General features: G+C 67.1%; 10 protein-coding genes. 3 read left to right on the top strand and 7 right to left on the bottom strand.

The window, feature by feature from the left end; translation table 11 throughout:
- The first annotated feature begins 12 nt into the window (after positions 1-12).
- Together Pla175_RS16175 and Pla175_RS26130 are read left to right on the top strand one after the other, a co-directional pair.
- Positions 13-582: a hypothetical protein gene (locus Pla175_RS16175; RefSeq protein WP_145287257.1), complete on the top strand. Its 570-nt coding sequence runs from the start codon at positions 13-15 to the stop codon at positions 580-582.
- The gene (locus Pla175_RS26130) at positions 582-752 is read left to right on the top strand and encodes a hypothetical protein (protein WP_197526906.1); all 171 of its coding nucleotides are present in this window, start codon (positions 582-584) and stop codon (positions 750-752) included. The genes Pla175_RS16175 and Pla175_RS26130 overlap by 1 nt, the downstream gene beginning before the upstream one ends.
- Positions 753-841: 89 nt before the next feature.
- Here Pla175_RS26130 and Pla175_RS16170 read toward each other — a convergent pair whose 3' ends face one another.
- Both Pla175_RS16170 and Pla175_RS16165 read right to left on the bottom strand, forming a co-directional pair.
- The gene (locus Pla175_RS16170; protein WP_197526905.1) at positions 842-1,234 is read right to left on the bottom strand and encodes a type II toxin-antitoxin system VapC family toxin; all 393 of its coding nucleotides are present in this window, start codon (positions 1,232-1,234) and stop codon (positions 842-844) included.
- Positions 1,231-1,458: a DUF2281 domain-containing protein gene (locus Pla175_RS16165; protein ID WP_145287251.1), complete on the bottom strand. Its 228-nt coding sequence runs from the start codon at positions 1,456-1,458 to the stop codon at positions 1,231-1,233. Before Pla175_RS16165 ends, Pla175_RS16170 begins: the two co-directional genes overlap by 4 nt.
- A gap of 179 nt (positions 1,459-1,637) precedes the next feature.
- On the opposite strand from Pla175_RS16165, the gene Pla175_RS16160 reads away from it, so the two are divergent.
- On the top strand, positions 1,638-1,871 hold the full coding sequence (locus Pla175_RS16160; protein ID WP_145287248.1) for a hypothetical protein: 234 nt from the start codon (positions 1,638-1,640) through the stop codon (positions 1,869-1,871).
- A 43-nt stretch (positions 1,872-1,914) separates the two neighbouring features.
- On the opposite strand, the gene Pla175_RS16155 is transcribed toward Pla175_RS16160, so the two are convergent.
- From Pla175_RS16155 to Pla175_RS16135, 5 genes are all read right to left on the bottom strand, one after another.
- On the bottom strand, positions 1,915-7,074 hold the full coding sequence (locus tag Pla175_RS16155; RefSeq protein WP_145287245.1) for an SdrD B-like domain-containing protein: 5,160 nt from the start codon (positions 7,072-7,074) through the stop codon (positions 1,915-1,917).
- Positions 7,075-7,214: 140 nt separating this feature from the next.
- Complete coding sequence (locus Pla175_RS16150) at positions 7,215-8,225, bottom strand: WD40 repeat domain-containing protein (protein ID WP_145287242.1); 1,011 nt, start codon at positions 8,223-8,225, stop codon at positions 7,215-7,217.
- Positions 8,226-8,522: 297 nt separating this feature from the next.
- Positions 8,523-10,295, bottom strand: coding sequence for a hypothetical protein (locus Pla175_RS16145; RefSeq protein WP_145287239.1), 1,773 nt, complete (start codon positions 10,293-10,295; stop codon positions 8,523-8,525).
- Positions 10,292-12,133, bottom strand: coding sequence for an ABC transporter permease (locus Pla175_RS26125; RefSeq protein WP_197526904.1), 1,842 nt, complete (start codon positions 12,131-12,133; stop codon positions 10,292-10,294). The genes Pla175_RS16145 and Pla175_RS26125 overlap by 4 nt, the downstream gene beginning before the upstream one ends.
- A 245-nt stretch (positions 12,134-12,378) precedes the next feature.
- On the bottom strand, positions 12,379-13,272 hold the full coding sequence (locus Pla175_RS16135; protein ID WP_145287236.1) for an ABC transporter ATP-binding protein: 894 nt from the start codon (positions 13,270-13,272) through the stop codon (positions 12,379-12,381).
- Between the last annotated feature and the right edge of the window lie 172 nt (positions 13,273-13,444).

Below are 13,444 nucleotides of genomic sequence, written 5' to 3'. Positions count from 1 at the left end.
ATCGGACCCTCTATGCTCGATCTCTTACTCGCTCAGACCACGCCGTTGGCGCCCGCTGCTGTCCCCCTTCCGGTATTCGACGCCGCGTACTTCGCGGCGCTCGTTTCCCGCGTCATCCACACCACCTGCGGCGCCACGCTGCTGGGGGGGATCGTCTACCTGTGGTGGGTGGCCGCGCCCCGTGCGGCGGGGGGCGACCTCTACTCCGGCGGGCGGCGTGCGTGGGCCGGCTGCGTGGGGGCCTGCACGGGGCTGTTGATCCTCAGCGGCGCCTACAACTTCTGGGTGATCTACACCGGCAACCAGAAGCTGCCGCCGCTGTACCACGCGTTGTTCGGCGCCAAGTTCTTGCTGGCCCTGGCAGTGTTCGCGCTCGCCGCATTGCTGGCGGGTAAGACCTCGCTGGCCGCGCGGATGCAGGCGAAGTCGAGGTTCTGGCTGAACATCACGCTGGCCGCGCTGTTGGCGATCTTCGTGCTGGGGGCGGTCCTCAAGTCGATCCCCCACATCCCCAAGCCCGCCGCCTCGGCCGCGACTGTGATGGCCCCACTCGACGCACCTCATCTAGCGAGCTACGCGTAATGGACAAGAAAGCCAAGAAGCGCAGCGAAGTGCTGCGGAAGAAGCTGGTCGACTTGCAGCAGAAGCTCTCCGGCGCCAAGCAGCAGATGGACGACCCCGAAGAGGTACGCCAGCTCGAAGCCGAGATCGCCGCGGCGATGGAAGAGATCAGCCGCTTGAAGGCGAGCTGAGGCCGCCCGCTCTTAGTGCAGCTCGCGCCAGCGTTGGAGCTCAGAGGGCGTTTCTTCGATGCCGTTAGCGGTTCTCGAACCATGAGTCGCTACCACACTCTCCGCACGCCGTAGGCGTCGAATGCGGTGTCAATCGATACGAGGGTCAGGCGACGTCCCAAGCACTGCGCCGCAAGCAGGCGATCGAACGGGTCTTTGTGCTCACCGGTAGGCAGGTCGCCAACGCCGATAGCGTCGTTCGTTGACACGTCAAGCACCTCAACGTCGTGATCCCGCAGCATGATCGCGAATCGCCGTAAAGATCCAGATCTCAAGGTCAGCTTGCCGAGACGGATCTTGATCGCCATTTCCCACAGACTTGCCGAGCTTGCCAAGCGAACTGTATTGGGGTCATCGACCAGCGCCCTTGCAGCCGCCGATAGCGCTGGTGCGTTTTCTGCGAACCAGATCAGGGCCTGGGTGTCGATCAGGACCTGGCTCACCGGTACTCCGCGAAGTCGTCGAGCGGTTCGTTGAAGTCGTCGCTCATGGCGAACATCCCCTTTGCAAACCCTGCAAGGCTCGGCCGAGCGGGTTTGGGGGGCGCGACTAGCGGCGATGGTTCGACAATCACGCGCACTTCCTGCCCCACCGCTAGCGAGGCGGGTTCGTCCAGCACGATCGAGTGGCCATCGAAGTGGCCTTTGATGAAGGGGGTTGGCGTCATCGCGTCTCGATTATACTGGCTGCGTAAACGCCACGCCAATACGGCACGAAACCTCCAGGGGCTGGCGCTGCGGCTTTTTCTTGCTGGACCCGCAGCCCTGGGGCCGTACGATTACCGGCTGCCCCATCGCTGAATCGGCAATTCCCGTGGGCGGCTCCAAACTCTCCGGAGCACCTCCAATGCCCAAGCTCATGCTTCCGATGGCCGCCCTCGCCCTAGTCTTGTTGATGGCGCCCACCGCGTCCGCGATCACCATCAGCAAGAACAACCCGCACCGCACCGCCAATATCTCGGGCATCAACTACGGTTCGGTGCAGTGGGAACTGCGCCAGCGGCGCAGCTCCAACGGCTATTCCCGCGGCTACGCGGCCCCCGCACGCCGGTCGTCGTGGGGTTTCCGGCGGGGTTGGTAGACGCCGCAGCTCCGTCGGCTGACGCCGGCGGCTCGCCCCTGGGTTAGCCGGCGCGTTGGGTGAGCCTTACCTCGGCGTCGCTGGTTGCCGGGCCTAGCACGGCCGGCTCGTCGGCGCCGTCGCCGTCCCAGTCGCCGGCGATCGGGCGGTCGCCCGGGGCGCCCAGGTCGAACGCCTGGTCGGTGGCGTCGAGCACGCGGTCGCCGTTGCTGTCGACCAGCCAGTGGCCGCCGCGGAACACGCCCAGGTCGTCGATGCCGTCGCCGTCCCAGTCGCCGACCACGGGGATGTCGCCCGTGGCGCCGAAGGCCACCGTGGCGTCGCGCTCGTCAAACCGGCCGTCGCCGTTGACGTCGAGCTCCCACACGCCGTCGCGGAAGACGCCGACCGAGCGGATGCCGTCGCCGTTCCAGTCGCCCGCCACCGCCGCGTCGCCCGGGGCGCCGTAGTGGAAGACGTGGTCGATTAGGTCTGCGCGGTACTGGCCCGTGATGGTGCGACGCATGATCCGGCCGCCGCTGGTGGCGTCCTCGATGCTCGGCGGCACGTTCTTCATTTTGCCGGCGAGGCGCGTCGGGTGGTTCTCTGCGTCGGGGAGTCCGGGTTCGCGCTCGATCGCCCACGGGTCTAGCGGCCAGGCGGGGCCGAAGATGCCGATGTCGGTCTTGCCGTCGCCGTCCCAGTCGCCGGTGACCGGCAGGTCGTCCCTGGTGCCGAGCTTGGCCCACAGGTCGCCCCGGCCCCAGCGTCCGTCGCCGTCGAGGTCGAGCAGCCACTGGCCGTCGATAAACACGCCGATCTCAACACGCCCGTCGCCGTCCCAGTCGCCCGCGATCGGGATGGCGTTGGGGTCGCCGAACAGCTCTTCGCGTAGCTGCGACAGTTCTGCGTCGTCCTCGACCAGCTTCCACTGCGCCTCGTCGAGCGCCACGCGTTCCCACGAAGCGGCGTCGAACCGCGCCGACGCGAGCCGCGCCATCGCCTCGACCTCTTCGGCTGTGTGACGCGGGGCGCCGCCGTTCACCACGCTCAGGTGCCAGGTGTAGCCCATCACGCCGACGCCGTCGTAGATCTTGCGCGGGGTGGAGGGCGTGACCAGCAGCGGGATCAGCGGCGCCTGCGGCACGAAGTTGGGGGGGGTGAACACCACGGGCCGCGGCGGTTCGGGCAGCGGCTGCGGCGGCGGGATCAGCGGCTTGGTGACGCGCACTTCGCTGAAGTTGTTCTCTACGGAGCTTTGCCCCACCTTGAGCTGGATCCGCACGATCGCGTCGGTGCCGACCTGGGTGTACAGAAGCTGCATCAGGCGCAGGTCGCCGCCGATGGCCGGGCCTTCGCCCGGGACGCCCGATTGGCCAAGGCCGTACGGGTTCTCGTTCACGGCGAGCCCCCCCAGCGATCCCGGGGTGTCGATGCCGTCGATGAGTTCCGGGGGGCTAATCTCCACCACGGCGTAGACCGCGGCGTAGAGCCCGTTGAACTTGTAGAAGCCGTTCGCGTCGGTGGTGGTCCGCACGGGCCCGTCCGGGTAGACGCCCGGCAGCAGCTCCTCGCCGAAGATCGGGTCGCCGGTGATGCCGTTGCGCAGCTCGACCGTGACGCCGGCCAGCGGCGTGTCGTCGCCGGTGCGTTGGCCGTCGCGGATCGAGGCCAGGTCGTCGGGCACCGAGCCGTCCGGGGAGTAGATCACGGCGCCGTCGATGAAGACGTAGCCGGAGAGCATCGCCGGGGGCAGCTCGCAGAAGTCGTACCGCACGGCGTCCTGGTCGGAGCCGAGGTTGATGCCGACGATCCAGTCGTTGTTGGCCGTGCCGCCGGCGGTGCCGGCCTTCTCGCCGCCGTCGTAGTAGCCGGTGGGCTGGTGCTCGCGCACCTGGTACTTGCCGGGCCGAAGATCGGTAAAGCTGTACTCGCCCTTGATGTCGGTGGTGGTGGAGCGGATGAAGTTTCCGTCGCCGTCCAGCAGGTCGATCTTGACGCCGGACAGAAGTTGCTCGCCCGGGTCGTACTCGCAGTCGCCGTCGAGGTCGGCGTGCGCGCGACCGGCGATGCTGCCGGGCAGAAGCTCGCCGAAGTTGTAGTTGACCGCGTCGTCGCCGAAGTTGAGCGTGATCTCACAGATCATGTCTGCGCCGACCGCGGGGTCCGCCTCGCCGCCGTGCGAGCCGGCCGTATCCTTCCCGTCGAGCCAGCCGTCGGGGTGGACCTCCATCACGCAGTACGAGCCCGCGTCGAGGTTGGTGAACCGGTAGTAGCCCTGGCTGTTGGTCACCGCGCGCTGGCCGGTGTCCGTGCCGTCGCTGCGCAGCAGCTTGAGCGTGACGCCGGCGATGGGGGTCTCGGTGGGGTCGTACACGCCGTCGTCGGAGCGGTCGTGGTAGACGTAGCCGGAGAGGTCGGCGCCCACCTTCTCGCAGAAGTCGTAGTTTACCGCGGCCTGCTCGCTGCCGAGCGTGATGCCGGTGACGCGGTCGTTGGTGACGTCGCCTCCGGCGGTGCCTGCGCGTTCGCCGCCGTCGTAGTAGTCGGTGGGCTGATGCTCGAACACCTGATACGTGCCGGGCCGCAGCCCGGTGAAGCTGTACTGCCCCAGCTCGTTGGTGGTGGTGGAGCGGATGAAGTTGCCGTTCGCATCGAGCAGGTCGATCTTGACGCCCGCAAGCAGGATCTCTGGGTTGTCGAAGTCACAATCGGGCCCGGTCGAGGCGTGCACGCGGCCCGCGATGCTGGCCGCCAGCAGCTCGCCGAAGTTGTTCCGCAGCGAGTTGTCGCCGTAGGCGAGCATGATCTGGCTGATCATGTCGCCGCCGACCGTCGTGTCGGCGGCGCCGCCGGTGGTGCCGGGGGTGTCCTTGCCGTCGTAGTAGGCGGCCGGCTGCACCTCCATCACCGTATACTTGCCGGCGTCGAGGTTGGTGAACTCGTAGTAGCCCTGGGCGTTGGTGGTGGCGCGCAGGCCGGTGTCCGTGCCGTCGCCGCGCAGCAGCTTGAGCAGCACGTCGGGGATGGGGCTCTCCGTGGTGTCGAACACGCCGTCGTCCGACCTGTCGTGGTAGACGTAGCCGGAGAGGTTGGCGCCCAGCTTCTCGCAGAAGTCGTACCGCACGGCGTCCTGGTCGGAGCCGAGGTTGATGCCGACGATCCAGTCGTTGTTGGCCGTGCCGCCGGCGGTGCCGACGTTCTCTCCGCCGTCGTAGTAACCTTCGGGCTGGTGCTCGCGCACCTGGAACTTGCCCGGGCGCAGCCCGGTGAAGATGTACTCGCCCTGCGCGTTGGTGGTGGTGGAGCGGATGAAGTTTCCGTCGCCGTCCAGCAGGTCGATCTTGACGCCGGACAGCAGTTGCTCGCCCGGGACGTACTCGCAGTCGCCGTCGAGGTCGACGTGCACGCGACCGGCGATGCTGCCGGGCAGCAGCTCGCCGAAGTTGTAGTTGACCGCGTCGTCGCCGAAGTTGAGCGCGATCTCGCAGATCATGTCTGCGCCGACCGCGGGGTCCGCCTCGCCGCCGTGCGAGCCGGCCGTATCCTTCCCGTCGAGCCAGCCGTCGGGGTGCACCTCCATCACGCAGTACGAGCCCGCGTCGAGGTTGGTGAACTGGTAGTAGCCCTGGCTGTTGGTCACCGCGCGCTGGCCGGTGTCCGTGCCGTCGCTGCGCAGCAGCTTGAGCGTGACGCCGGCGATGGGCGTCTCGCTGGGGTCGTACACGCCGTCGTCGGAGCGGTCGTGGTAGACGTAGCCGGAGAGGTCGGCGCCCACCTTCTCGCAGAAGTCGTAGTTCACCGCGTTGACGGCCGAGCCGATCGCGATGGCGGTGATCAGGTCGTTGCTGACCTGGCCGCCGGCGGTTCCGGCACGCTCGCCGCCGTCGTAGTAGCCCTCGGGCTGGTGCTCCTTGACCTGGTAGGAGCCCGGCTTGAGCCCCTCAAACTTGTACCGGCCCTGGCTGTCCGTGGTGGTGGAGCGGATGAACGCCCCGTTCTGGTCGAGCAGGTCGATCCGCACGCCCTCGAGCGGGATGTCTGGGTTGTCGAAGTTGCAGTCGGGGCCGTTGGACGCGCCGACACGGCCCGCGATGCTGCCGGCCAGCAGCTCGCCGAAGTTGTACTCCAAGCCGTTGTCGCCGAAGCCGAGCATGGCGCCGGTAATGCGGTCGACCACGCCGGCGGCCTCGCTCGCGGCGACGCCGCCGTGCGTGCCCGGGGTGTCCTTGCCGTCGAAGTAATCGGCGGGCTGGAACTCACGCACGCCGTACTTGCCGGGCTGCAGCTCGCGGAACTCGTAGAAGCCGTTGGCGTCGGTGGTGGTTGTGCGGCCGGTGGGGTTGCCCTCTGCGTCCAGCAGCTCAACGGTGACGCCCGGGATGGGCTCTTCCGTGTCGCGGTCGAAGCTGCCGTCGTCCGAGCGGTCGTGGTAGACGTACCCGGAGAGCGTGGCCAAGGGGACCTGCGGCGCGTACGCCACCGCGCCGGCGGTGCGGTTGGTCTTGTCCACGGCCGAGACGAAGTTCACGTACACGTCGTGCGTGCTGTAGGAGTCGCGGGGCAGGGCGAGCGAGCCGCCGGTCGCGGACTCTGCGTCGTCGCGGCGCGTGTCGAACGCGTCCCAGTACTGCCCGGTTAGGGTCAGCTTGTCGTAGTCGGGCGCAGTAAACTCGCCCGTCATGATCGACCGCTGGAACTCGCCACCCTCGACGATCGAGTTGACGTCGATCGAGTCGCCGTCCACATACTGCGCCTCGTCCGCGTCGAGCGTGAAGGCGAACTTCTCGCCCGCCTCGAAGCCGTCGAACGTGAAGATGATCTGCGAGCCGCCGTCGACCACCGTCATGCTGGTGATGGTGAAGCCGTCGTGCGAGAGGACCGACAGACCTACGGCGCCGAAGTCTCCCAGGCCGCCATCGGCGGTGTCGAAGATCACGTCGCCGGTGGAGAGGCCGTCCCCCTGTTTGTCGCCGCTGATCACCAGCCGGTCGAGCGTGGTTCCCGCAGCGCCGCCGACGAACGACACCTGGATGACGTCGCCCTCTTGGTCCTGTCCGGTGTCGTTCTCAAAGTAGACCGACCCCAGCAGCACCTGCGGCGGCGCAATGCCGTCGCCGGCCAGCATCTGGCGGGGCTCCATCTGCTCAAAAACGCCGCGGGTGCGGCGGAGCTTGACGGCTGGTTTGGCGGAGACGAGCCCCAGCGTGCGGAATAATCCCACAGGTTTCCTCCTGAAAGCCCGTAGTAGGTGCTTAGCGATCGGCCGTCAGCGTTCAGCCTTCAGCCATGTTCTCGGGTCGCGTTCTTCAAGCCGACGGCTGTCAGCCGATCGCTGACAGCCAGACGCGCAAGCGTCCTTCGTCAGCGGGTTGTAGCGGGGTCGGCCTTGGCGGTTTGGTTGACGGCTTGCTGGTTCAGGTCCCACACCCGGACGGTGGTGTCGTAGCTGCCGGAGGCCAGCCGGCCCGTCTGGGGCGCCCAGGCAAGCGAGGTTACCGTGCCCGTGTGCCCGGTGAGGCGGTGCGTGGGCACGCGGCTCTTGAGGTCCCAAACCGTGATGGCGTTGTCCGTGCCGGCCGTGGCCAGGCGGTCGCTGTCCAGGAACAGCGCCGTGCGGACCTTAGCGGGGCGGGCCGGGAGCTCCATCACCACGTCTCCGAGGGTAGCGTCGAATATCCGCACGATAGAGTCGTCGCCGGCGACGGCGATCCGATCGCTCTGGGGCGAAAACGCGAGACAGTAGATGCGTCGCCCGCCGGCCGCAAGGTCACGTGCCGCGCCGCCGCTAGCAATCGGCCACAGCCGCACCACGCCGCTGCGGCCCGCGGCCGCCATGAGCTGGCCGTTGGGAGAGACCGTGCAGCACCGCATGTCGCGGCAGGGGCAGGCGTACGACTCGCCCGGCCCGTCGGCCGACAGGTTGTGCAGGCGGGCCGGGGCGCCGAACCCTGTGGTCACGGCCTGCTCGCCGTTGGGGTGGAACGACACCGAGGCGAGCGTGTCGCAAGAGAGCTGGCTTTCGCGCTGCAGCCGACCGTCGCCGAGCGACCACAGCCGGAACGAGCCGTCGTTGGCGACCGAGGCCAGGCGGTCGCCCGTGGGCGCGATGCGTAGGTCGCGGACCCAGTCCTGGTGACCCTCCATGACGAGAAGCTGCTCGCCGCTCGCGGCGTTCCAGACGCGGATCTTGTGGTCGTCGCCGCCAGAGACCACGGCGCCGCCGTCGGCGCTAATGGCTACCGCGGTGACGACCGGTTGGGTGTGGTCGCTTGCTTCGGGGGCGATCAGGACGCGGAGCGCCCCGCCTGCCCAGAGGGGGCAGGCCAGCAGCATCCAGCAGGCAGCCGCTAGCACGAGTCGAGAGGTGGCCACAGGCAGCGGCTCCGTGGTTCGAAGGGCCGGGATTCGGTCGGTACGAGGATACTCCTCATCACCTATCGACCGATCGCGCGGCTCAACCGGAGCGAAAGATTGCCGGTAGTCGAGATGGGGCGCTCTGCGCCCCCTTTGCGGGCGCCGGCGCCGCTGCCAAAGCAGGCAAGCCAGCCGGGCCGTCCCCGGCCCCGGCGCAACTGCGAAAACCCTGGCCACTACGTGTGGCGTACGGAGTGAAGCGTGTGGCGAAGCGGATGGAGACGCGCCGGGGGCGGGGACGCCCCGGCTCGCGGGTTACTTGTCGTCCGAGCTTTCTTGGTCCGCCTCAGACGTGTCCGCGCCTGGCGCGTCTTCGGGTGACGCGTCGGCTTGGGACTCTTCGGGCTGCTTGGGCTCGGCCTTGTTTTCCTCAGTCGGCTGCTCTTCGGACGGCTGCTCGTCGACTTGATTCGGCTCGGGCTTCGGCTCGGGCTTCGCTTCGTCAGCCGGCGTCTTCTCTTCGGCCGGCTTGGCTCCTCCCGCCGTCCGCTGCTTGTGCTCTGCGAGCTGCTGCGCGAGGTCTTGCTCGGCGTCGAAGTCTTCCACGATCTGCCACAGCGGGAAGTCGTCGGGCAGGGTCTGGTCGTTCGACTCCAGCAGCTTGTTGTACTCCAGGATCAACTGCATCACGTCGTCGCCCGTCGTGCCGTCGGGGTCCCAGAGCTCGGGGAACGCGTCCAGCACCACCCGCCACTTCTCCAGCCCCCGGCGGTAGTAGTCCGCGGCGGCGATCACGTCGAACTCTTCCTTGGCGGTCTTGCGGCCCTGGAAGATCAGCTTGCGGGCTTCGACCGCTTCGGGCGTCTGCTCGAACATCGCCCGGGTCATCCAGTAGTCGTAGTTCGACGTGTCTTTGTAGCTGTCGGTGTAACGCAGTTGGATCTCGGCCCGGGCCAACTCGTCGGCCAGCGCCAGCGCCTTGCGCCGCTCGGAGGGGGTCTTCTTGGCGATCGCCTCGGCCAGGTCTTTGCCGGACACCTTGATCGCGGATTGGGCCTGGTAGGCCAGGTCGAACTGCTCCGTGGTGCGGGCGGCCTCGGGGGTGTCGATGGCGACGCGCTCGGCCTCGGTCAGCTTCTGGCGACGCTGCTCGACCAGCTCTTCACGCAGGCCGGGCGCCATGCCTTCGAGCTCCTTGGTGAGCTGCGCCACGCGGTCGGTGAGGTAGGGCTCGTCGGCCAGGTGCAGGATCACCCCGGTCGAGTGCTCGACGGGGCGCTGGCCGAAGGTCCGCCAGTCGTCTTCCGCGACACGCCAAGCGGCCAGACCGGTCTCGAAGCGGCCCTCGTCTTCCACGGCTTCGGCGTAGTTCATCTGGCTCTTGCCGGGGCCGTCGTAGAACAGCACGGGGCTCTTCTTGCCGTAGCCCTTGCCGGAGTCGGCCGCCTCGATCGCCTGCTCGTAGTAGTCGCGCGAGACCAGCCAGTTGTCGCGCTGGGCGGGGGGGCGGTCTTCGGGGTGGAACTGGTCGTCCGCCTTGAAGAGCCGGCGGTACTGCTCTTTCTCGTCGGCGCGGCCGATCTTGTGGCCCACCGTCCAGCCCATGTCCCACAGCAGCTTGGGGTTGGCGCGGTTGTAGCGCAGCCCCTGCTCAAGGAACTGGATGCCGCGGCGGACGTAGTAGTAGCGGTCGTGGTAGTCGTCGAACTCCGTCGACACGTTGTACGCCAGGTTCCACGACTGGAACTCCCAGAAGCTGAGGAAGTTCGGCTGCAGCTTGGCCAACTGCTCGAGCGTGGCGGTCAGCGCGGTCCAGTTCTCGGTCCTTTTGTATTCGATGGCCTGATTCCAGAGAAACTGCGCCGCGACGCCTCGGAGGCCGAACGTGGCCAGCTTGGCCGCCTCGCTGGCGGGGTCGATCTCGCCCAGGTCTCCCTGTCCCAGGTCTTCCTGCTCGCGGATCTGCGCCAACTTGCCGCCGGGGCTGTCGCGCGTCTGCGGCGCCGCGAGCCAGTTCAGCGGGAACAGCAGCGCCAGGATAATGCCCACGTACGCCAGCTTGCGGTACAGCGTTGTGCGTTCGTTCAACGGGCCACCTCACGGGTTCGGAAGAAGAAGTACCCGGCGGCCGACAGGCCCACGACGTACGCCAGCATCAGGGCGACCGCCCGGCCGACCATCGCCCAGGGGATGTCGAAGCCGTCCGAGACGTAGCTGGCGGCGCTGAGCGCTGGGAGGTCGGGCACCATCTGGGCCACGGCCCACATGATCCCTTCCAGGCCGTCGTCGATGCGCTCCATCAAGGCGATCTGGGGGCTGCGGTCGAAGGGGGTCATCACGTTCTTTTGCGTCACCAGTCGGACCAGCGATTCAATCGGCCCGCCGCCGAACGACTTCTCGGTAGCGATCTCGACAAAGTACTCGCGGTTGTAGCCAAGCACCAAGAACGCCACGGTAAACAACAACGCGATCGGCCCGCTGAGGAAGGTGCTGGCCGCCACTCCGATCGCCACCACAATCACCATCTGCACCCAGGCGATGATGGTCGCCTTGACGAAGTTCATCAGCGGGCTGGCGTCCGGGCGGCGGATAAACATGTCCGCCCGGGCGAAGCCGAAGTAGTGGCCCCCCTCCAAGCACTGCACCACCACCTCCAGCCGGCCGTCCTCCGTGGTGAGGTCGTCGATCAGGTCGACCGCCTTCCGCTGCCCGTCCACCTGGGCGAACTGGGCGCGGGGGATGTCGTACCGCTCGATCGAGTAGTCGCGGGCGGTGAAGGTGATCTCTTCGCTCTGCAGCTCCGGGTTGTCGGGGTTGCGGAGCCGGATGCTCCCCAGGATTCCGCGGTTGACGTCTCCCTTAAAGCTACGGAAGACGCGGACCAAGAGTTCGATCGGCAGCGACTGGGCCCCCGACTCGTCCTCGATCAGGACCGCGGGGGTGACGTTGTCGAACGTCCAGATCGCGGCCGCTTTGGTGCCGCCGTCGATGTAGCTGCGGTAGGCCCACTCCTTGCCGACGCTGATCCCCTTCGACTTGGCGACCCCCTGGCGGTCGAGGAAGGTGATCTCGCCCCGCTGGGGCACCCGGGCCTGGATCAGCCCCTCGGGGCTCGAGAGCACATAGCCGTCCCCCTGGGGCGTCACGCGGTGCGTGTGGCCGTTGGCCGACAGGGCCTCGCCTTGGCCGTCGGCGTCGATCACCAGCTCGTGTCGGTGGAACAGGTCGACGGAGGTCTGCCCCTGCTTGCCGACCGTTTCGCCCGCCGCGTCGGTCACGTTCGACAGCGTCGCCAGCTCTACCAGGTGGGTGTGGTCCAGCGAGCGGACGACGAATATGTAGCCCAACGCCCCCATCACCACCATCAGCATCGTGCCGATCGCGGCGAACCCGACGATCCGGCCGAGCACGATCTCGGCGGGGCGGACCGGCTTGGTGACCACCGTGTAGATGGTCTTGCTCTTGAAGTCGCCCGGCAGGCTAAACGTGCTGAGCACCAGCGCCACCACCAGCGTCAGGAACGTGCTGGCGTTAAACACGACGCTCAGGTACAGCCCCACCGGGTCGCGGTAGTCGTTCTTGAGGAACCACGCGGCGAACACCAGCACAATGACAAACACCCCCAGCGCCACCAACACCCGGCGGCGGAGAGCCTCCTTGATCGCCAGCCCGGCCAGCGCCATGACCCGACGCGGCGACAGGTGCGTCGCCTCCTGAACGCTGGCGGCAAGGGTGCGGTACACCAGGTCGCCCGCCTTGAGCGGCCCGTGGCGGACCAGGCTCACCAGGTAGCCCCCCACCAGCGCCAGCACCGCCAAGATGGCGACGATCAGCAGAAACAGCAGCAGCGCGCCGGGCGACGGGTTGGCCCCTGTGGAAGGGAGCAGCCACCCGAAGAAAGAAGTGATTTCGTTTTCAACAACCATCGACGAGTAGGCCGGGCGTTAAAGGCGTGGCGGCGATCTTTGATAACTCTGGGTCAACGGACGTTGGCCACGAAAAGGCACAAAAAAGCACAAAAAGGAAAGAAGCGTCGGTAGGGCGCATCGCGATCGCATGCTACGGTCGCCTTCGAGATCAACGTGAAGGGCGAATCCGCCTATGCTGCGTCGCACCCGATCGTGTTCCTCTTTCTTTGTGCTTGTTTGTGCCTTTTCGTGGCCATCGTTGGTTAGGCGTCTTTTGCGTCGGCCACCACGCGGCGGCCGGGCCTGGCTTCGCTGTCTCGCACGATCGACAGGAACAGGTCTTCCAGCGTGGTGGTCGGGTTGTCCATCGACAGCAGTTCGGAGTGGTGCCGCTCCAGCACGCTGCGGACCTCGTTCTGGCAGTCGACGGACATGTTCCGCGCCTTGATCTGCGTCACGTCGGCCACGGTCAGCAGCTCGTCCACCCGGCCCAGCTCCTTGAGCTCTCCCTGGTGGAGGATCGCGATCCGGTCGCACACGTCCTGCACGTCGGCCAGCAGGTGGCTGCACATGATCACGGTTTTCCCCTGGTCGCGGAGGCCGAGGATCATGTCCTTCATGTCGCGGGTCCCCAGCGGGTCGAGCCCGCTGGTCGGCTCGTCCAGCAGCACCAGCTCCGGGTCGTTGATCAGCGCTTGGGCCAGCCCGATCCGCCGCGTCATGCCCTTGGAGTACTCGCGGAGCTGCCGTTTGCGGGCGTGGTCGATCTGCACCATCTTCAGCAGCTTCTCGATCCGCTCACGCCGGACGTCGGCCGGGATGTCGAACAGCCGGCCGTAGAAGTCGAGCGTCTCCTCGGCATTGAGGAACTTGTACAGGTACGACTCTTCGGGCAGGTACCCGATGCGTTCGTTCTTGGTGACGTCGGTGGCGTCTTTGCCGAACACCAACGCCTGGCCGTCGGTGGGGAACAGCAGCCCCAGCACCAGCTTGATGGTGGTGGTCTTGCCCGACCCGTTGGGGCCGAGCAGGCCAAAAATCTCGCCCTGGTTGACCTCAAGGTCGAGCGCCTTGAGGGCGCGCACCTTCGATCGGCCCCAGAAGTCTCGGTAGACCTTCGACAGAGCCCGGGTCTCAACAACCGGCTGAGAAGCCATCAATCGCCTCATGAATCAGAGCGAAAACGCCGCGGAACCTAGACCCGCCATGATAAGTGCCCGGTTTTCCGCTGGCAAGGATTGACCGCGGACGGACAGAGGGAACCGCCAAGACGCCACGAGCGCCAAGGACGCCACGACGGGCGGAAAAGGGAACCGCCAAGATCGCCAA

It is taken from the genome of Pirellulimonas nuda (assembly GCF_007750855.1).
GTDB lineage: Bacteria > Planctomycetota > Planctomycetia > Pirellulales > Lacipirellulaceae > Pirellulimonas > Pirellulimonas nuda.
This window is presented reverse-complemented; position numbering and strand designations above follow the sequence as displayed.

Coding starts and splice junctions, on each gene's coding strand:
- Pla175_RS16175 (WP_145287257.1), top strand. CDS start 13: ATGCTCGATCTCTTACTCGCTCAGACCACGCCGTTGGCGCCCGCTGCT.
- Pla175_RS26130 (WP_197526906.1), top strand. CDS start 582: ATGGACAAGAAAGCCAAGAAGCGCAGCGAAGTGCTGCGGAAGAAGCTG.
- Pla175_RS16165 (WP_145287251.1), bottom strand. CDS start 1,458: ATGACGCCAACCCCCTTCATCAAAGGCCACTTCGATGGCCACTCGATC.
- Pla175_RS16160 (WP_145287248.1), top strand. CDS start 1,638: ATGCCCAAGCTCATGCTTCCGATGGCCGCCCTCGCCCTAGTCTTGTTG.
- Pla175_RS26125 (WP_197526904.1), bottom strand. CDS start 12,133: ATGGTTGTTGAAAACGAAATCACTTCTTTCTTCGGGTGGCTGCTCCCT.
- Pla175_RS16135 (WP_145287236.1), bottom strand. CDS start 13,272: ATGGCTTCTCAGCCGGTTGTTGAGACCCGGGCTCTGTCGAAGGTCTAC.